Source organism: Acrocarpospora sp. B8E8 (assembly GCF_039871605.1).
In the GTDB taxonomy this organism is placed as follows: domain Bacteria; phylum Actinomycetota; class Actinomycetes; order Streptosporangiales; family Streptosporangiaceae; genus Acrocarpospora; species Acrocarpospora macrocephala.
Genome location: NZ_JBDPLV010000022.1, coordinates 59,926 through 79,368 on the forward strand (window position 1 = coordinate 59,926; position 19,443 = coordinate 79,368).

16 protein-coding genes are annotated in these 19,443 nt (G+C 70.9%); 8 read left to right on the plus strand and 8 right to left on the minus strand.

What is annotated here, in order from left to right:
- Positions 1–28 precede the first annotated feature (28 nt).
- Together ABGB08_RS22425 and npdG are read left to right on the plus strand one after the other, a co-directional pair.
- Positions 29–1,159, plus strand: coding sequence for a lipase family protein (locus tag ABGB08_RS22425; protein ID WP_347593273.1), 1,131 nt, complete (start codon positions 29–31; stop codon positions 1,157–1,159).
- Positions 1,160–1,206: 47 nt separating this feature from the next.
- Positions 1,207–1,875 (plus strand): NADPH-dependent F420 reductase, encoded by a 669-nt coding sequence (gene npdG, locus ABGB08_RS22430; RefSeq protein WP_347593275.1) that lies wholly within the window; start codon positions 1,207–1,209, stop codon positions 1,873–1,875.
- Here npdG and ABGB08_RS22435 read toward each other — a convergent pair.
- Together ABGB08_RS22435 and ABGB08_RS22440 are read right to left on the minus strand one after the other, a co-directional pair.
- Entirely contained in the window at positions 1,862–2,779 is a 918-nt protein-coding gene (locus tag ABGB08_RS22435; RefSeq protein ID WP_347593277.1) for a threonine/serine dehydratase, read from the minus strand. The genes npdG and ABGB08_RS22435 overlap by 14 nt on opposite strands.
- A 9-nt stretch (positions 2,780–2,788) precedes the next feature.
- Entirely contained in the window at positions 2,789–3,961 is a 1,173-nt protein-coding gene (locus ABGB08_RS22440; protein WP_347593279.1) for an aminotransferase class I/II-fold pyridoxal phosphate-dependent enzyme, read from the minus strand.
- Between the two features lie 91 nt (positions 3,962–4,052).
- Between ABGB08_RS22440 and ABGB08_RS22445 the strand changes: the two genes are divergently transcribed.
- Positions 4,053–5,498 carry a PLP-dependent aminotransferase family protein gene (locus ABGB08_RS22445; RefSeq protein ID WP_347593281.1) on the plus strand — a complete coding sequence of 482 codons (1,446 nt, stop codon included), beginning with the start codon at positions 4,053–4,055 and terminating at the stop codon, positions 5,496–5,498.
- A gap of 4 nt (positions 5,499–5,502) precedes the next feature.
- Here the strand turns inward: ABGB08_RS22445 and ABGB08_RS22450 are convergent, their stop codons facing one another.
- The gene (locus tag ABGB08_RS22450; protein WP_347593283.1) at positions 5,503–6,324 is read right to left on the minus strand and encodes a peptidylprolyl isomerase; all 822 of its coding nucleotides are present in this window, start codon (positions 6,322–6,324) and stop codon (positions 5,503–5,505) included.
- Between the two features lie 138 nt (positions 6,325–6,462).
- On the opposite strand from ABGB08_RS22450, the gene ABGB08_RS22455 reads away from it, so the two are divergent.
- On the plus strand, positions 6,463–7,143 hold the full coding sequence (locus ABGB08_RS22455; RefSeq protein ID WP_347593285.1) for an alpha/beta hydrolase: 681 nt from the start codon (positions 6,463–6,465) through the stop codon (positions 7,141–7,143).
- Between the two features lie 39 nt (positions 7,144–7,182).
- Here ABGB08_RS22455 and panB read toward each other — a convergent pair whose 3' ends face one another.
- Entirely contained in the window at positions 7,183–8,022 is an 840-nt protein-coding gene (panB, locus tag ABGB08_RS22460; protein ID WP_347593287.1) for a 3-methyl-2-oxobutanoate hydroxymethyltransferase, read from the minus strand.
- A 159-nt stretch (positions 8,023–8,181) separates the two neighbouring features.
- Between panB and ABGB08_RS22465 the strand changes: the two genes are divergently transcribed.
- The 3 genes from ABGB08_RS22465 to ABGB08_RS22475 all read left to right on the plus strand — a co-directional run bounded on the left by ABGB08_RS22465 (position 8,182) and on the right by ABGB08_RS22475 (position 11,677).
- Positions 8,182–9,363: an MFS transporter gene (locus tag ABGB08_RS22465; protein ID WP_347593289.1), complete on the plus strand. Its 1,182-nt coding sequence runs from the start codon at positions 8,182–8,184 to the stop codon at positions 9,361–9,363.
- A gap of 113 nt (positions 9,364–9,476) precedes the next feature.
- Positions 9,477–11,039, plus strand: a complete 1,563-nt coding sequence (locus ABGB08_RS22470) for an MFS transporter (protein ID WP_347593291.1) — start codon at positions 9,477–9,479, stop codon at positions 11,037–11,039.
- Positions 11,040–11,068: 29 nt separating this feature from the next.
- A complete protein-coding gene (locus tag ABGB08_RS22475; protein ID WP_347593293.1) occupies positions 11,069–11,677 on the plus strand; it encodes a TetR/AcrR family transcriptional regulator in 609 nt (202 codons plus the stop codon).
- A 114-nt stretch (positions 11,678–11,791) separates the two neighbouring features.
- Here ABGB08_RS22475 and ABGB08_RS22480 read toward each other — a convergent pair whose 3' ends face one another.
- The 4 genes from ABGB08_RS22480 to ABGB08_RS22495 form a co-directional block, all read right to left on the minus strand.
- Positions 11,792–13,534 carry an NAD+ synthase gene (locus ABGB08_RS22480; protein WP_347593295.1) on the minus strand — a complete coding sequence of 581 codons (1,743 nt, stop codon included), beginning with the start codon at positions 13,532–13,534 and terminating at the stop codon, positions 11,792–11,794.
- Between the two features lie 49 nt (positions 13,535–13,583).
- Positions 13,584–15,023 carry a BTAD domain-containing putative transcriptional regulator gene (locus tag ABGB08_RS22485; RefSeq protein WP_347593297.1) on the minus strand — a complete coding sequence of 480 codons (1,440 nt, stop codon included), beginning with the start codon at positions 15,021–15,023 and terminating at the stop codon, positions 13,584–13,586.
- 46 nt (positions 15,024–15,069) lie between these two features.
- Complete coding sequence (locus ABGB08_RS22490) at positions 15,070–17,046, minus strand: sensor histidine kinase (RefSeq protein WP_347593299.1); 1,977 nt, start codon at positions 17,044–17,046, stop codon at positions 15,070–15,072.
- 172 nt (positions 17,047–17,218) lie between these two features.
- Positions 17,219–18,406, minus strand: coding sequence for an MFS transporter (locus tag ABGB08_RS22495; RefSeq protein ID WP_347593301.1), 1,188 nt, complete (start codon positions 18,404–18,406; stop codon positions 17,219–17,221).
- Positions 18,407–18,464: 58 nt separating this feature from the next.
- Here ABGB08_RS22495 and ABGB08_RS22500 point away from each other — a divergent pair, with 58 nt between their 5' ends.
- Positions 18,465–19,427, plus strand: a complete 963-nt coding sequence (locus tag ABGB08_RS22500; protein ID WP_347593303.1) for a DUF5937 family protein — start codon at positions 18,465–18,467, stop codon at positions 19,425–19,427.
- Positions 19,428–19,443: the final 16 nt, after the last annotated feature.

The window sequence follows — 19,443 nt, forward strand, 5'->3', positions numbered from 1 at the left end:
CCCACTGTCGCGCCTGGTCAGGACCGTAGTGGCAGCCCATTTAGCAACTTTCTCATTAGTATTACCCCTGTTCCCCGCTCCCGCCTCCGCGGCCGCCCCCGGCGACGTCGTCGAGGCCACTCCGACCACCGTCTACCTCGCGCCGGGCCGGCTGCTGGAAGTTCCCGTCAAGGCCTGGCACCTGCGCTACCGCTCGACCTCCGCGACCGGCGCCGCCACCATCGTGTCCGGCACGCTGCTGGTTCCGAAGGCGTCCTACCCGTTCGGGAAACGTCCCGTCGCCGGGTACGCGGTCGGCACCCACGGCCTCGGCGACCAGTGCGCCCCCTCGCAGGCGATGGCCAACGGGACGGAGCTGGAGCTCGCGTTCATGAGCCTGCTGCTGCTCAAGGGCTGGGCGGTCGCGGTGACCGACTACGAGGGGCTCGGCACGCCGGGCGATCACACGTACATGGCGGGCCGCTCGCAGGGGCAGGCCGTGCTCGACTCGATCCGGGCGGCGACCAGAACCCCGGGCGCGAACGTGGCGGCGGGCGGTCCCGTCGTGATCATGGGCTACTCGCAGGGCGGCTCGTCGGCCGGGTGGGCGGCCCAGCTGTACTCCTCGTACGCCCCTGAGCTCAAACTCAAGGGCGTCGCCGCCGGCGGAGTCCCGGCCGACCTCCAGGCGGTGGCCGACAACGTGGACGGCGGCCCCGACTTCGGCCTGGCCGCGGCGGCGGGCGTCGGCCTGGACGCGGCCTACCCCGAGCTCGCCCTGGAGAGCTACCTCACCCCCGAGGGCGCGGCCCTGTTCGACGACGCCCGCGACGACTGCGTGGACGAGATCAGATCCAAGCTGGCCGGCCGCCACCTGGCCGACCTGACCACGACCGACGTGATGCACCGCCCCGACTGGCAGGCCAGGCTGGCCGAGAACCGGCTCGGCGCCAGCAAGCCGTCCGTGCCCATGTTCGTCTACCACGGCACCGGCGACGAGATCATCCCGATCGCGGTCAGCCGCACGCTGCGGCGCGAGTACTGCGCCAAGGGCGCCAACGTGCTGTGGACGTCGGTTCCGGCGAGCAGCCACGTGCTGGGCGCGGTCGAGGGCGGCCCGCTCGCGATCGCCTGGCTGGCCTCCCGGGTGCTCGGCCTCCCGGCGATCAGCAACTGCTGAGGGGACGGCTGACAGGTCCCGGTGGGGGGCCTGGCATGATCTAGCCCATGGTTGAGCGGAATGATATTTCGGAACTGACGATCGCGATCCTGGGCGGCACCGGTGACCAGGGCAAGGGCCTGGCGCACCGGTTCGCCCTGGCCGGGCACCGGGTGCTGATCGGCTCGCGCGACGCCGACCGGGCGCACGCGGCCGCCGCCGAGCTGAGCGGCGCGGGACTCGTGGCGGGCGGCGAGAACGCGGCGGTCGCGGCGGCGGCCGACGTGGTGATCGTGGCGGTGCCCTGGGAGGGGCACGCGGCGACCGTGTCGGCCCTGGCCGGGGAGCTGGCCGGGAAGATCGTGGTGGACTGCGTCAACCCGCTCGGCTTCGACAAGCAGGGCGCGTACCCGCTGGTGGTCGAGGAGGGCAGCGCGGCCCAGCAGGCGGCGGCGCTGCTGCCGGAAAGCCGGGTCGTGGCCGCCTTCCACCACGTGTCCGCGGTCCTGCTCCTGGATCCCGCCGTCGCCACCATCGACCTGGACGTCCTGGTCCTCGGCGACGACCGTGAGGCCACGGATCTGGTCCAGGCCCTGGCCGCCCGCATCCCCGGCGTCCGCGGCATCTATGGCGGACGCCTCCGCAACGCCCACCAGATCGAGGCCTTCACCGCCAACCTGATCTCGATCAACCGCCGCTACAAGGCCCACGCCGGGCTCCGCGTCACCGACGTGTGACGGCCAGGGTCGCGGGATCGGTGTTGGAACCGCAGACGATCACAGCCACCCGCTCGCCCGGCGCGGGGGTGTAGGCCCCGCTGCGGAGGGCGGCCAGGGCCGCCGCGCCCGCGTGCTCGACCGCGATGTGGTGGTCGTGCCAGAGCGCGTGGCGGGCTTCGACGATGGCTTCGTCGGAGACCAGGACGCTGGTGACGCGTCCGGCCACGGTCTCGTACGGGATGCGGCCGAGCATGCTCGCGCCGAGGGCGTCCGCGCCGACGCCGCTGACCTCGACGCGGACGGGCTCGCCCGCGGCCAGGGCACGGTGCAGGGTCGGGATACGTTCCGGTTCCACGGCGATCACCTGGGCCCGGCCGTTCAGACCGGCGACGATTCCGGCCACCAGGCCGCCGCCGCCGACGGCCACCACGACCGTGTCCACCTGGGTGAGCTGCTCCAGGAGTTCCAGGGCCACCGTGCCCTGACCGGCGGCGACGTCGAGCTGGTCGTAGGCGTGGATCTCGACGGCGCCCGTCTCGGCGGCGCGTTTCCAGGAGGCTTCGAGGGCTTCCTGGTAGATCGCCCCGCCGACGACGACCTCCGCGCCCAGGGCGCGCAGGCCCGCGATCTTCACGGGCGCGCACACCTCGGGGACGAAGATCTCCGCGCGTACGCCCAGGCGACGGGCCGCGAAGGCGACCGCGAGGCCGTGGTTACCGCCGCTGGCGGCGATGACCCCGGCCGCGGGCGGGGTGGCGCCGAGGAGCCGGTTGAAGGCTCCCCTGACCTTGAAGGAGCCCGCGTGCTGGAGGCATTCCAGCTTGAGCCATCGCCCGGGTTCGACCTCGATGACGGGCGTGCGCAGCACATACCCGCCGATCCGATCTGCCGCCCGCTCCACGTCCGCTCGTGTGACCGCCATCGGGGAACTCTAGTCCAGGGCTTGCGCGATGTCGGCCCAGAGGTCCTCGGCGTGCTCGATGCCGACCGCCACGCGGACGGTTCCCGCGCCGATCCCCGCCTGGGCCAGCTGCTCCTCGTCCAGGTGGCGGTGGGAGGTGCTGGCGGGGTGGAGGATCAGGGTTTCGACGCCACCTAGAGAGGGGGCGAGAAGCGCGAGCCGGAGCGAGCTCATGAACTTCTCCCCCGCCGCGCGCCCGCCGAGCAGGTCGAAGGAGAGCACGCCGCTGAAGTCGGGGAGGAGCTTGGCGGCGATCTCATGGGAGGGGTGGCTTGCCAGGCCGGGCCAGTGCACGGCGGCGACCGCCGGGTGCCCGGCCAGGCGGGTGGCCAGCACGCGGGCGTTGGCGCAGTGGCGTTCCATCCGCAGCGCGAGCGTCTGCATGCCGCGCAGGGTCAGCCAGGCCGCGAACGGGTCGGGGGTGGCGCCGAGCGTGCAGGCGTAGGACCAGATCTTCCGGTAGAGCGCGTCGTCGGCGAAGACCGCCAGGCCGCCGATGATGTCGGCGTGGCCGCCCAGGTACTTGGTGGTCGAGTGCAGGACGATGTCGGCGCCGTGCTCGATCGGACGGCACAGGATCGGCGAGGCGAAGGTGTTGTCCACCGCCGTGAGGACGCCCGCCTCGCGCGCGGCGGCGCACATCGCGGGCAGATCCGCGACCTGGGTCATCGGGTTGGCGATGGTCTCCAGGTAGAGCAGCTTGGTCCGCGGCCGGATGGCCGCGCGGACCGCCGCCGGGTCGTGTTCCGGCACGTGGCTGACCTGGATGCCGAACCGCTCGACGAGATCGTCGAGCATGTGCGCGGTGCCGCCGTAGAGCGCGTGCTGCGCGATGACGTGGTCGCCCGGCTGCAGTAACCCGAGCAGCACCATGTTGATCGCGCCCATCCCGGAGGCCGCGGCCACCGCCGCCACGCCTCCTTCCAGGCCGGCGACGGCGTCCTCCAGGGACCGTACGGTCGGGTTGGAGTACCGCGCGTAGACGAACGCGCCGTCCGGGCGGGTCATCCCGTCCGCGAACACCGCGGGATCCTCGAACTCGAATCCCGACGTCTGGTAGATCGGCACTGAGATCGGCGAACTTCCGGTCAGCACCGGCTTCGGCAGGTGAACAAGCCGCGTTTCCGGTCGAAAAGCACTCATAACGCCAAGGATTACTTGAAACCCCGTCCGATGTCAGATCCAATGGCTCCGAATTGGTCCGCTTCTCGAACCAATGAAGGGAAGTGCGCGGATGGACGTCGAGCGGATTGTCGGGTGGCTGGGGCGCTGGGCGTCCGGGCGAGGGCCGCTGTATCTGCTGCTCGCGATCCGGCTCCGGGCGCTGATCGACGACGGGCTGCTGCCGCCGGGGTCGGCGTTGCCGCCCGACCGGGTGCTGGCGCGGCGGCTGGCCGTCGGCCGGGGGACGGTCGTGGCGGCCTACGACCTGCTGCAGCAGGAAGGGCGGCTGATCCGGCGGCAGGGCAGCGGAACCAGGGTCGCCGAGGCGGAGCTGCCCGCCACCCGGGCGGCGGACGGGGTGTCGAACCCGCTGCTGCTGCACGTGCTCGACCCGCCGGACGGGGTCACGCTGCTGACCTGCGCCGCGCCGATCGAGCCGCCGCCGGAGCTGATCGAGGCGTACCAGGAGGCGATCGCACGGTTAAGCAGGGTTCGCCACGATATTGGCTACCATCCGGCTGGATATCCGGATCTGCGGCGGGCGCTGGCCCAGTACTACAGCCGCCGCGGCCTGCCCACCGGCCCGGACCAGATCCTGGTCACCAACGGCGGCCAGCAGGCCATCTCGCTGATCACCGCGCTGCTGGTGGCGCCGGGGGACACGGTCAGGATCGAGAGCCCGACCTACCCGAGCGCCATCGAGATCTTCCGCGACGCCGGGGCCCTGCTCTCCCCGTGCGACCTGGCCGAAGCCCACGACCGGGGCGTGCTGTCCCCGCGCGAGCCGGAGGTGGGCAAGCCCGCCCTCGCGTACGTGATCCCGACCGCGCACAACCCGACCGGCCTGATCATGCCTCCGCTGGCCCGGCGCCGCCTGGCCGGATGGGCGGCCGGCGCTGACGTCCCGGTGATCGACGACGAGGTCCCCGCCGAGCTCTGCTTCGACGGCGAGATCCCGCTCCCTCTCGCCGCGTATGCCAAAGGCGAGCAGCTCATCACCGTCGCCTCTCTCAGCAAGCTGATCTGGGGCGGCATCCGGGTGGGCTGGATCCGCGCGGCCACCCCCGTGATCTCCCGGCTGGCCCGCCTGCGCGCCATCCACGACCTGGGCGGCGACGTCCTCGCCCAACTCGCCGCCGTCGCCCTCCTGAGGGACCTGGACGAGATACGCCAAGCCCGCGTGGCCACCCTCAAACACCGCCACGACCACCTGCGCACCCAACTGGCCGCCCTGCTCCCCACCTGGTCCCACCAGCCCGCCCTGGGCGGCCAGACCCTGTGGGTACGGCTCCCGCGCGGCGACGCCGGCGCCTTCGCCCAGCTGACCGCCCGCCACGGTGTCGCCGTCCCGCCTGGCCCGTCCTTCGATCCGGCGGGCGAGCACGTGGACCACCTCCGCCTGCCATTCGTGCATCCGGAGGCCGAACTCACCGATTCGGTCACCCGGCTCGCCGCCGCCTGGGCCGAGTACGACGGCACCCGCCGCCGCGCCTCGCTCCACCCCTTGGTGGTGTGAAACGCTACCTGAGCACGATCGTCTTGATCTTGACGGGAATCTTCGGCGCGTTGGAGCCGCCCTCGTCGCTGAGAATGTCGCTCTGGGTGGTCTGCACGCCCCCGGCGACGATCTTGTCAACGATCTCCATGCCCTTCACGACCACGCCGAACGGTGTGTAGGCGGCGGGCAGTTGCGCGGTCTCATTCGCGGTGGAGATCGCGAACTGGCTGCCGTTGGAGTTCGCCGCGTCCCCGCCCTGCGCCATGAAGACCACGCCGCGCACGTACTGCGGGCCGAGGTTCTCATCCGGGAACAGGTAGCCGGGCCCGCCGGTGCCGTCGGTCGGGTTCTTCCCGTCGCCCTTGGCCTGCGGGTCGCCGCACTGGAGCATGTCCACGCCGTTGGTCTCGGCGGTGACCAGGCGATGGCAGACGGTGTCGTCGAAGTACTTCTTGCCGGCCAGGAACGCGAAGGAGTTCACCGTGCACGGCGTGTTCTGGGTGAGCTCGATCACGATGTCACCGTGGTTGGTGCGCATCGTCATGGTCTTGGCGTTCAACGCGGCCTTGGTGGGCTTCTTGGGCGGGAAGCCGACGAAGCGCTCCGGGCTGCCGGTGTCGTCCTTGCGGTAGTCGCAGGTGGCCTTGGCCGGGTTGACCGGCGGCGCGGGGCTCGCCTCCTGGATCTCCGACGGGACCGCGGAGGGAACCGCCGAGGGCGGCAGCGACGAGGGAGCGCCGGACTCGGCCGCGACCGGGGCAGTTTCGTCGGAGCCGCTGCAGGCGGTCACGAGCGCCAGGGCCAGCCCCAGGCCGAGGACGGCTAAACGCTTGCTGTCAAACACGGATTTTACCTTCCGCTTATACGGTACGTAGCCAATTCGGTGCGCAACGCTAGCGGTGATCTTGTTCGTTCCGTGTAAGCCGTTCGCGCTAAGAGGATGTCCGCGCTAGAGGGACGATCTCGGGTGAATGCTGGGGTAATGGACGCGACCTTCGTGCTGGTGCACAGTCCCTCCGTCGGGCCTTCGACGTGGACGCCGGTCGCCGCCGCGTTACGGGCCCGGGGGCGGGCGGCGGTCGTGCCCTCGCTGGTCGATGTCGGGGTGGGGGCTCCGCCGTACTGGCCGAGGGTGGTGGACGAGGTGGTGGCCTCGGCGCCGTTCGGGCCGCTGGCGATCGTGGCGCACAGCAACGCGGGCCTGTTCGTGCCGCTGGTGGTGGAGGCCCTGCGCGGGCAGATCACGATCTGCCTGTTCGTGGACGCGGCCCTGCCGCCCCGGACCGGCTCCACCCGGGCGGCCGAGCCGGAGCACCTGGTCTTCCTTGGTTCGATGGCCGATCCGGACGGCATCCTGCCGCGCTGGACGGACTGGTGGCCGGAGGAGGCGGTCGCCGAACTGGTGCCCGATGAGGCGGCGCGCCGTCAGATCGTCGCCGAGCAGCCGCGGCTTCCGCTGGCGTATTACGACCAGGAGATTCCCGTGCCGGCCAAGTGGGATCATGTGCGCGGCGCGTACCTGTGGTTCGGCGAACCCTATGCGCGAGCCGCCAAGGAGGCCGATGAGCGTGGCTGGCCGGTCACGCGCATCCCGGGCGAGCACCTCCATCAGGTCGTCGCCCCGGACGAGGTCGCGGAGTGGCTGATCAGCGCGTCGCAGTAGGCCGTGGCCCGGAGATGTTCCGGGCCACGGCGCTGCTTGTCAGCTGTAGCTGTGTTCGGCGGTGGGGAACGCGCCGTTGACTACCTCGTCGGCGAAGGTGCGGACCGCGCGGTGCATCTCGCCCGCCAGGTCCGAGTACTTCTTGACGAACTTCGCGGGGTGCTCGGTCAGGCCCATGAGGTCCTGCCAGACGAGGACCTGCGCGTCCGTGCCCGGGCCCGCGCCGATCCCGATGGTGGGGATGGAGAGGGCGGCGGTGACACGGTTGGCCAAGTCGGTGGGGACACATTCGAGGACGACGGAGAAGGCGCCCGCGTGTTCGAGGGCCTTGGCGTCGGCCATGAGCTCGTCACCAGACTGGCCGCGGCCCTGAACGCGATAACCGCCGAAGACGTTCACCGACTGGGGGGTGAGGCCGAGGTGGCCCATGACGGGGATGCCGGCCGAGACGAGGGTTTCGATCTGGGGGAGAACCCGGGTGCCGCCCTCCAGTTTGACGGCGTGGGCTCCGGCTTCCTTCATGAACCGGGTCGCCGACTCCAGGGCCTGCTGGGGTGAGGCCTGGTAGGAGCCGAACGGGAGATCGGCCACGACCATGGCCCGGGACGAGCCCCGGACGACGGCGGCCGTGAGGGAGATGAGGTCGTCGACGGTCACCGGGAGCGTCGAGTCGTAACCGAAGACCACCATCGCGGCCGAGTCGCCGACGAGCATGACGGGGATGCCCGCCTCGTCGAAGACCCGCGCGGTCATCGCGTCGTACGCGGTGACCATCGGCCAGCGCTCGTGCCGCGCCTTGGCAGCGCCGATATCGCGGACGGTGACCCTGCGCCCGGCGTTCCCGCCATAGAGCGCGCTTACAGAACTAGCAGAGGACATGGCTACCTCCATGGTCTCGTGGCGCCCCAGTGGCGTCCCCGGACAGTCAGATCATTGCATGCCGTCACCAGCTGGGAACACCCCACGCCGCCCCGGTAATCCAGCGGCGAACCTGTCGGTGCCGCACGGCACAATGCCATGCGGAGGTAAGTCGCAAAAATGGAAATTGAACCTTACCGTCGGGTCCTGACCGAGCCCGGCGTGCGGAACCTGCTCCTCGTCGGGCTCCTCGCCCGGATCCCGCACACGGCCACCAGCCTGGTGCTGACGTTGCACACGGTGAAGTCGCTCGGAATGACCTGGACCCAGGCCGGCTTGGTCGGCGCCTCGGCCACGATCGGCATGGCGCTCGGCTCGCCCATCACGGGCCGGTTCATCGACCGGCGCGGGGTGCGGCCGGTGGTGGTGGTCACCATGCTGGCGCAGTTCCTGTTCTGGGTGACGGCGTGGGCGTTGCCGTACCCGGCGTTGCTGGTCCTGGCGGGGGTGAACGGGCTGCTGATGTTGCCGGTGTTCGGGGTGATCCGGCAGTGCCTGGCGGCGATGGTGCCCGCCGAGAGCCATCGGACCGGGTTCGCGCTGGACTCGATGGCCACCGAGATGTCGTTCATGATCGGCCCGGCGGTGGCGGCCGCCGGGGTGAGCGCGCTGTCCAGCACCACCGCGATGGCGGTGATCGGCGTCGGCTTCCTCTGCTCGGGTCTCGCCTTATTCGCGCTGAACCCGCCCACCCGGTCGGCCGCCGAACTCGCGGCCGAGACCGGCGAGCACATCCCCCGGCGGCAGTGGCTGACGCCCCGGCTGCTCACCGTGCTGGCGATGGGGTCCACGCTCTGTTTCGTGCTGACCGCCACCGACCTGGCCATCGTGGCGACGCTGGAGGACAGCGGCGCCACCGGCTGGATCGGCCCGGTCATCAGCATCTGGTGCCTCTCCTCGCTGGTCGGCGGGTTCGTCTACGGCGGCCTTTCGCGCAGCTTCTCGCCGCTGGGCATGATCGCCGCGCTCAGCGCGCTGACCGTTCCGGTCGGGCTGGTGGGCGGCGGCTGGTGGTGGCTCTGCCTGGCGCTCATCCCCAGCGGCCTGCTCTGCGCGCCCTCCCAGTCCGCCACCGTCAACATGGTCAACAGGTGGGCGCCCACGGCGGTGCGCGGCGAGGTGATGGGCCTGCACGGCACCTTCCTGACCATCGGCATCGCCGTCGCGGGCCCGATCGCCGGAGCCATCATCGACGGGGCGGGTCCGAGCTGGGCGTTCGCCGGGGCCGGCCTGATCGGCCTGGCCGTGGTCGCCGCGGCCGCTCCGATCTGGCGAAAGGCGCCCGAGCCGGTGCTTGTCTGATCTAGGGGAATGCCCTGCCCTTGAAGATTGCTTTACGGAACCGTTGCGTATCGTAAAGAACATACGATACGGTGTCGTTGCGAAACTAGATCGTATCGTAATTGGGGGGAATCGTGGAACCAGACACTGGTCACCCGCGCCGCTGGCAGATCCTCGGCGTGATGGTGTTCAGCCTGCTCGCGGTGGTGCTCGACAACACCATCCTGAACGTGGCGATCAAGACGATCGCCGACCCGGTCCACGGCCTGGGCGCCACCCAGAGCGAGCTGGAGTGGGCCATGAACTCCTACACGCTCGTGTTCGCCGGGTTGCTGTTCACCTTCGGCGTGCTCGGCGACCGCTACGGCCGCAAGCGCATGCTGCTGATCGGCATGATCCTGTTCGGCCTGTCCTCGCTGGCCAGCGCGTACGCCCAGGATCCGATGCAGCTGATCGTGGCCAGATCGCTGATGGGCATCGGCGGCGCGGCGATCATGCCCGCCACCCTGGCGATCATCTCCAACGTCTTCCCGATCCACGAGCGCGGCAGGGCGATCGGCGTCTGGGCGGGCGGCGTCGGCATCGCCGTCGCGATCGGCCCGATCACCGGCGGCCTGCTGCTCGAGCACTTCTGGTGGGGTTCGGTCTTCCTGATCAACGTGCCGATCGTGCTGCTCGCGATCGTGCTGATCTCCTCGCTGGTGCCCGACTCCAAGGACCCGCACAAGGCCGCGCTCGACCCGGTCGGCGTGCTGCTGTCCATCCTGGGCCTGGTCGCCCTGGTCTACGGCATCGTCAGGATCACCGAGCTGGGCACCGCCGCCGACGCCACGGTCATCGTGCCGTCCGCGATCGGCCTGGCCATCCTGGCCGCCTTCGTCTGGTACGAGAGCCGTATCGACCACCCGGCCTTCGACGTGCGCAACTTCCGCAACGCGGGCTTCTCCACCGCGATCATCACCGTCGGCCTGGTGTTCTTCGCGGCCATGGGCGTGCTGTTCTTCCTGGCGTTCTACTGGCAGATCGTCCGCGGCTTCTCGCCGCTGGAGTCGGGCGCGCTGGTGCTGCCGTTCGCGGTGGCGCAGCTGGTGTTCTCGCCGCAGAGCGCCCGGATGGTGGAGCGGTTCGGCGCCAAGGTGGTCGGCTCGGTCTCGATGCTGGTGATCGCCGTCGCGCTGGCCGGATACGTGTTCGCCGAGGCTGACACGCCGCTGTGGATCCTGCTGGTGCTCGGGTTCGTGCAGGGCGCGGCGATGGCCAACATCCTGCCCACCTCGACCACGGCGATCATGAACGCGCTGCCGCGGGAGAAGGCCGGGGTAGGCTCCTCGATGAGCAACGTGGTCCGCCAGGTCGGCGGCACGCTCGGCATCGCCGTGCTGGGCGCCGCGCTCTCGGCCAGCTACCGGGGGAACATGGAGGGCCAGGTCACCGGCCTGCCGCCGGAGGCCGCGCACGCGGTGACCGAGTCCATCGCCGGGGCCGCCGCCGTGACCGAGCGCATGGGCGCCCAGGGCGCGGCGCTGATGGACGCGGCCAACGACGCGTTCGTGACCGGCATTCACTGGGCGGCGGCCGGTTCGGCCCTGGTCGCCCTGATCGGCGCGCTCGTGGTCGCTCGCTGGATGCCGGGCAAGAGCGCGAAGTACGCCCCGGCCCACGCCGCCGACGTGGAGCGGGAATCGGCGGTAGTTTAACGTTCACAAACGCGAGAGGAGGCTCCGAGATGACCGTGATGGGAACCGCCAGGCCCGCGGGGCGTCCCCGGAGTGAGCGGGCGGAGAAGGCGATCGTGGACGCCACGCTCGATCTGATCGGCGAGGGCACCTCGGTGTCCGAGCTGTCGATCGAGGCCGTGGCGGCCCGCGCCGGAGTCGGCAAGACGACGATCTACCGGCGCTGGGCCAACAAGGAGGAGCTGGTCGGGGACGCACTGGCCACCCTCAAGGCCCCGCTGCCGGTGGTCGAGGGCCGGACGGTGCGGGAGGACCTGGTCGCCTACCTGGACGTGATGCGGCAGGACACGCTCACCCTGCGCACCCGCTGCATCATGAACATCGCGATGAGCGAACCCGACCGCCACCCGAACCTGTACGAACGTTTCCACAAGACCGCCATCGAGCCCCGCAGGGCCGCGATGCGCGCCGTGCTGGAACGCGGTGTGGCCACCGGGGAGCTCCGCCCCGACCTGGACATCGAGCTGGCCATCGGCATGCTCAGCGGCACCATGCTCTGGTACACCAAGGGGGCGGCCCACAACAACACGCCCCTCGCCGACGATCTGGCGTCCAGGATCGTCGACGAGGCTCTGCGCGGCTTCCTCTCACAGTGTTGATGGCCGCGCCTCCGGCACGGCGGGCTTGGCCGCCTTCAGCCTGCGTCTTCCCTCGTCACTCCGGCCGCTCCGCGACCTGCGTTCCTCAGTCCAGACACAGGCGCGGCCAAGCCATCAGCCTTCCCGCCACCGATTGGTGATGGGCAGGCGCCGGTCGCGTCCGAAGTTCTTGGGGCTGATCTTCGGACCCGGCGGGTACTGGCGGCGCTTGTACTCCGCCGTGTCCACCAGCCGGATCACCCGGGTCACCAGCTCGGGATCGTGCCCGGCCGCGATCAGCTCCTCCCGCCCCAGATCCTGCTCCACGTAGTCGTCCAGGAGCCGGTCGAGCACCTCGTACGGCGGGAGCGAGTCGGTGTCCCGCTGTTCGGGCCGCAGTTCCGCGCTCGGCTCCTTGGTGATCGAGTTCTCCGGGATGGGCGGCGGCGTGGACCGCGTGTTCCGCCACTTGGACAGCTCCCACACCAGGCTCTTGGGCACGTCCTTGATCGGGGCGAAGCCGCCGGCGGAGTCGCCGTACAGGGTGGAGTAGCCGGTCGCCAGCTCGCTCTTGTTGCCGGTGGTGAGCACCAGGTGGCCGTGCTGGTTGGACAGCGACATCAGCAGCATGCCGCGCACCCGCGCCTGCAGGTTCTCGGCCGCCAGGCCGGTCAGCTCGATCTCCTTCTCGAACGCGTTGACCACGTCGGCGATCGGCACCACCCGCGACTGGAGCCCTTGGCGGCGGACCAGTTCCTCGGCGTCCTCGACGGAGTGGTCGGAGGAGTAGCGCGACGGCATCAGCACCACGTGCACCCGGTCCGGCCCGATCGCGTCGGCCGCGATGGTCGCGGTGAGCGCCGAGTCGATGCCGCCGGACAGCCCGAGGATGACCGACTGGAACCCGTTCTTGGCCACATAGTCGCGCACCCCGAGGACCAGCGCCTGATACACCTCGGCCCGGTCGTCGAGCCGCTCCTCGATCACCGGCGGCTCGGCCGGATACGCCAGCGGCTCCTCCGACAGGACCACCCGCTCGACCGTGATCGTCGTCCCGTCCTCGGCGTCCACCTGGAACTCCCCGGGCTCACCCGAACCCGCCGGCAGCTCCAGATCGGTGACCAGCAGCTCCTCGGTGAACTGCCCGGACCGCGCGATCAGCTCCCCCTCGGCCGACACGATCAGCGAGTCCCCGTCGAAGATCAGCTCATCCTGCCCGCCCACCTGGTTGGCGTAGGCGAGCGCGCACCCCGCCTCCCTGGCCCGCCGGGCGCACAGCGCGAACCGCACGTCGTCCTTGTTCATCTCGTACGGCGAGGCGTTCGGCACCACCAGCAGCCCGGCCCCCGCCTCCCGCGCCACCGAGACGGGACCACCCTCCTGCCACAGGTCCTCGCAGATGGCCACCGCCACATCCACCCCGTGCAACCGGAAGACGGGCAGCCGATCCCCGCGCACGAAATATCGGTATTCATCGAAGACGCCGTAGTTCGGCAGGTGATGCTTGGCCGTCCGCATCACCACCCGCCCCTGGTGCAGCACCGCGGCGGCGTCCAGCGGCGCCCCCTTCGGCTGCCCCACCCGATGCGTCAGCCCGGCCCGGTCGACATAACCCACCACGACCGGCAGCTCGCCGAGCCCCTCGGCGGCGAGCCGGGCGGCGACCGCCTCGAGCCCGGCGATGGACGCGTCCACGAACGAGGTCCGCAGCACGAGATCCTCCACCGGATATCCGGTGAGGAACATCTCGGTGAACACCACCAGATGCGCGCCGCGGTCGGCGGCTCGGCGGGTCCACCCGATCAGCTTGTCGGCGTTTCCGGCGAGGTCGCCGACGACAGGGTTGGTCTGGGCGAGGGCAATACGGAGTTGGGCCACGCGACCAGGGTACGGCCCCTGATTTATTGTCGTCAACCTGACGATAAGTTCAGGATCCCGGGCTGACCAGACCAGATTCGTAGGCCAGCACCACCAGCTGCGCCCGGTCCAGCAGCTCGAGACGTTTCAGCAGCCGGTTCACCTCCTCCGCGACCACCTGCTCCGGCACCGCGAGGGTGACCGAGATCTGCCGGTTGGTGAAGCCGCGCGCGACCAGCCGGACCAGATCGATGTCCGGGTCGGACAGCCCAGCCGGGGCGGCCGGATCCTGGCGGCCCGCGAAGGCCGCGATCAGATGCGTGGTCACCGCCGGGTCGATCAGCGCGTCGCCGGCCACGGCCGCCCGGATCGCCGCGATCAGCTGCTCCGGCGGCGAGGTCTTGAGCACGAACCCGCTCACCCCGGCCCGCAGCGCCGAGTACAGGTTGTCGTCGGTGCCGAACGTGGTCATCATGATCACCTTCGGCGGGTCCTCCCCGGCCAGGATCCGCCGGGCCGCGGCCAGCCCGTCAAGCCGGGGCATCTGGATGTCCATCAGCACCACGTCTGGCCTGGCCAGCCGCACGGCCGCGATGGCCTGCTCGCCGTTCTCCGCCTCGGCCACCAGCTCGAGCTCCGGCTCGCTGTCCAGCACCACCCGCAGGCCGGTGCGGACGAGCGCCTGATCGTCGGCCACCACCACCCGCAACGCCGTTCCCGGCGCGGCGGGCCGGACCGTGACCGTGGCGGCCGGTGACGCGTCCAGATGGGACGCCTGGGCGAGGATGTCCTGCTCGAGCCGCTGCAGCGTGGGCCCGAGATCCAGGCCCAGCTCGTCCCTGAGCACCTGCCTGGCTCGGCGGAGCGCGCCCAGCGCGTCGGCCTGCCGCCCGGACCGGTAGAGCGCGACCGCGAGCAGCCGCCACGCCTCCTCCCGCAGCGGATAGCCCGAGGCGTGCGCCTCCAGGTCGGGGATGAGGGCGGCGGTCTTGCCGAGCCGCACGGCGGCGTCGGCGCGGCGCTCGACGGCGATCAGCCGCAGCTCGTCCAGGCGGAGCGACTCGGCCTGGGCCCACGGCAGGTCGGCGAACTCGGCCAGCGCGGGGCCCCGCCACAGCGCCAGCGCGGTGTCCAGCCGTCTGGTGATCTCCTCCAGATCCTCGCCGTCCCGCTTGACCAGGCTCTCGAAATGCCAGGCGTCGACCCGCTCCACGTCGGCGCGGAGCGCGTAGCCGGGCGGCGCGGAGACCAGGATCCCGGCCTCCTCGCGCGGCGCGCGGTCCGGTTCCAGGGCGCGGCGCAGCCGTGACACGTACCCCTGGATCGTGGACAGCGCCTGGGCCGGGGGCGCGCCCGGCCAGAGCTCGTCGATGAGCGTGCTCACCGGAATGGCCCGCCCGCCCGCCACGAGGAGCCGGGCGAGCACGGCCTGCTGCCGCTGCCCCCCGAGATCGAGAACTTGATCGCCTGAGACCGCTTGGAACGGGCCCAGCGCACGGAATATCACCATCGCATGGGTAAGCGTAAAGCTTCCGGCTCTGAACACAATGATCTGTTCAGGAGGCCTGGCCGGGGACAGGCTCCACCAGGTCGGCGACGGCCGGCAGCCGGGCCTCGACCCGGGTTCCGCCGGTGTCCGGTGAGGTGATCGCGCAGGTGCCGCCCAGCTCGGCGGCGCGCTCCCGCATCGAGGCGGTGCCCACTCCGGCGCGCCGGTGTGCCGGCAGCCCGACGCCGTCGTCCTCGATGCGCACCACCAGCTGGTCCTCCTCCCGGGCCAGCAGGATCAGCACCCTGCCCGCCTGGGCGTGCCGCCGCACGTTGGTGAGCGCCTCCTGCACGATCCGGTACGCGGCGACCTCGACGGCGGCGGGCAGCTCGCCCAGCTCGTCGGCCACCACCTCCACCTTGATCACCGGGGGCAGCGTCTCGGTGCTCAGCGAGGTCACCGCGCCGGTCAGGCCGAGATCGTCGAGGGCGGGCGGGCGCAGCCCGTACACCAGGTCGCGGATGTCGCCGGCCACGGCGTCCATGCCGGTGCGCAGGTCCTGGAGCAGGTCGTCGGCGGTGCCGGGGGAGCGGTTGATGCTGATCCTGGCCATGTTGATGGTCATGGCCATGGCGCCGAGCGTCTGGCCGAGGCCGTCGTGCAGGTCGCGGCGCAGGCGGCGGCGCTCCTCCTCGCGGGCGGCCAGGATGCGCTCGCGGGAACGTTGCAGGTCGGCGGCCATCCGGGCGGCGTGCGCCACGTCCGCCACGTACGGCAGCAGTGTGGCGATCACCCGCTCGTCGTGGGAGACGGCGAACCGGCGCGGGCCGCAGGGCCCCAGGAGCAGGCGGCCGACGGGTTCGCCGTGCCAGACCAGGTCGATCGCGCGGGGGTGCTCGCCGACCGTGCCGCTGTCCACCCGCAGGCCGTCGAGCACCTCGATGGCCGCCCCGGCCACGGCCAGGCCGTCCCGGACCACGGCGACGACGGCGCCGAGCGCCCCGGCGGGGTCGGCCTGCCGTACCTCCTGGATGAGGCGGTCGGCGAGCAGGCGAGGGTCGCCGACCCGGCCGTAGAGCACGCGGTCGGACAGGCGTTGCAGGGCGCGCCGCAGCGGCTGGAAGAACGCGCCGGCGAACAGGGCGGCGGCCAGCCCGGCGATCTGGTGGTAGCTGGAGACCAGCAGGCTGGACACGGCGCCGACGCCGAAGTAGACGGCGCTGACCACGGTGATCAGCCCGGCGGCCACGATGGTGTGGCTGATCACCGTGTCGATGCCGAACAGCCGGTAGCGCAGCACCGACACCATGATCGCGATGGGGATGAGGCCGGTCCAGAGCGCGCCGATCACCCAGAACTTGGGGCCCAGCAGCAGGCACACGACGTAGATGGCGAAGGTGAACAGCGGCCACGCGATCTGCCGCCGGGTCACCGGGTCGGCGCGGCGCAGCCGGACGGCGAAGGACACCAGCGCGGCCACGATGCACACGTTCATGAGCACGTAGACGGCGTTGTACAGCACATGGTGGTAGGGCTGGAAAAGATCGATGGCCAGGGGGTTGGGGAATCGTTGTTTCCTGGCCGTGATGAGCAGGAACGCCTGCACCAGGGCTCCGGTCAGGGCGATCGGCACCAGCGGGCGCCAGCGCGGGGACGAGAGCCGCCCGTCGGGGGCGAAGAGCGGGACGAGGACGGCCAGCATGCAGCCACCGAGCGTCCACGGTAACGCGGCGAGGTCGATCAGCAGTCCCGCCAGCGTGAGATCGCCGTCGGCCGCCACGCGGTACGTCAGGACCGACAGGAGCACGCAGGTCGCCGAACACATCCCGCCCGCGTACATCAGCCAGGCGATCTTCAGTTTCGGCTGGTGCGCCAGCAGGAACGCGCCGACCAGCGGGAAGGCGAATCCGGCGGCGTAGTCAGGGGTCGCGGGCAGGGTGGGCATCCACTCCGGCGGCAGGCCGATCTGGATGACCACGGCCGTCGGCACGATGACCACCCCCCCGGCCGCCATCGCCCACGCCGCCAGCCGTGCCCGTCGCATGTTCTCCCCGTAAATCACCCGTTGGGGGAGATTATGGCCTGATTATGGTGCGGTCACCAGGCTCGGCCGCGCCTGTGTCTGGACTGAGGAACGCAGGGAGCGTAGCGACTGGAGAGACGAGGGAAGACACAGGCTGAAGGCGGGCGGGCCCGCCGATCCGGAGGATCGGCCATCAACACAGCGACCTGCGGCGGATGGCGGGGGCCAGGGCCAGTTGCCCGAGGGCGGCCACCAACCCGAGGGTGCCCACGCTTGACCACAGGACCGCCGGGCCGACCTCTAGGAGCCGGGTGCCGAGGAGTGGGGTGATCAACGCGCCCACTGACCAGGAGAAGCCGTACAGGCCGGAGTAGCGGCCGCGCAGGTGCGCCGGGGCGAGCGCGGCGACGATGGCGCCGCCCATGCCCGCGGTGAGGATCTCGCCGAGCGTCCAGACGGCGACGGTGAGCGAGAACCCGAACGCGGTGGAGGCGAATACGGTCAGGGCGAAACCCAGGCCGACGATGGCGAAGCCGGCCGCCAGCACGTTGCTGTTGTCGCGCCGGGCCAGCCACGTGTTGGTCAGCGGCTGCACGAAGACGATCAGCAGGCCGTTGACGGCCATCGCCCAGCCGTACGCGCTGGTGCCGAGGTCCTTCATGGCCAGCGGGAGGGTGTAGAACGCCTGGAGGTAGACGCAGGTGTAGGCCAGGTTCATGGCCACGAAGGCGACCATCAGCCGGTCGCGGAACACCTCGCGGAAGCCGCCCTGGCGCTGCGACGCCGCCGGGCGGGTCTCCGGGATGGCCCGCCAGACCAGCACACCGAAGATCGTGCAGGTGACGGCGTTGATCCAGAACAACCAGAGGAAACCCGCCTCGGCCAGCCAGCCGCCGGTGATCATCGCGACCGAGAAACCCAGGTTGAGACCCCAGAACAGCAAGCCGAACGCGCGCGGCCGGTCCTCCGGTGAGACCAGGTCGGCGACCAGCGCCTGGGAGGCCGGGCGGTAGGCGTCCACCACCACGCCCAGCACGAACATCCCGGCCACGATGCCCTGCACGCTGGTGCTGTAGCCGAGCGCCAGCATGGTGGCGGCGGAGGCCAGCATGCCGCCGGTCAGCGTGACCCGGCGGCCGAGCCGGTCGGCTAACCAGCCCGCGAGCGGCTGTGACAACAGCGATCCCGCGCCGAAGACCGACAGCACCAGGCCGGTCACGGCCAGGGACATGCCGCGGGCCTGGGTCAGGTAGATCCCGAAGAACGGCTCCACCATGGTGCCGAGCCGGTTCACGACAGTGCCGCCGAACAGCACCCAGAACGGCCGGGGGAAGCCGCCGATCTTGGATTGCAGGAAGGTGGGAGGCGCGGTGATGGTCACCCGTCAACCTTGGACAACCGGCCCCGGGGGATGCGAATCTTTTAGCGGAGGCTAAAAGATGGCCATCGAATGGCGATTTCGCCCCGACGACGTGGCGCGGCTCAGGTTCGCGTTCTCGCCGCTCTGGGAGCTGGTGTCCAGCCTGCGCGTGCTCCGCACCCCGGCCCGGCACTCCATCCACCTGCCCTGGCTGCGGATCGTACGGCCCCGCCTGCGCTCCTTCGACCTCACCGACCTGCTGGCCCTGGTCCCGCCCGACGGATATTTCCCTGATTTCCTGACTCCGCCGCCGGATACGCCGCTGCCCGACTTCACGGCCGAACTCCAGCGCGTACGGCTCACGCCGCCGGACAAGGCCGCCGAGGAGGTCGGCTGGGTGGAACCCGTCGACCCGGTCGCGATCCAGCGCTTCCTGCGGGATCCGGCGGAAGGGGTGCGGCGGGTGGCGGACGCGCTGGAGGCGTTCTGGACGCTGGCGCTGGCCGAGTTCTGGCCCCGGGTGCACGGGCTGCTGGAAGCCGACGTCATGTGGCGGACCAGGCGGTTAGCGAGCGGCGGGGTGCGGGAGCTGTTCGCGGATCTGCATCCCGCCGTGGTCTGGCATGGGGATCGGCTGGTGGCCTCGCGGCCGTATCAATACTCGGGGGACATCGCGGGGGACGGGCTGGTGCTGGTGCCGAGCGTGTTCCGGTGGCCGGATGTGGCGGTGTTGTGTGAGCCGTACCAGCCGATGCTGATATATCCGGCGCGGGGGTCGGGGAATCTCTGGTCGGCCGGGGTCCCGTGCACGCCGGGGGCGCTGTCGGCGTTGATCGGAAGAACCCGAGCGCAGATCCTGACCGCGCTGGTCGACCCCGCGTCCACGTCCGCGCTGGCCCGGCGCATGGAACTGACGGCGGGCGCGGTCAGCCAGCACCTGACCGTGTTATCCGACGGCGGCCTGGTCACCCGCCAGCGAATCGGCCGCGAGGTCCTCTACCGCCGAACCGCGGTTGGAGATGCCCTGGTATCCGGGGTCTAGCCGGTGGCTGGAACCT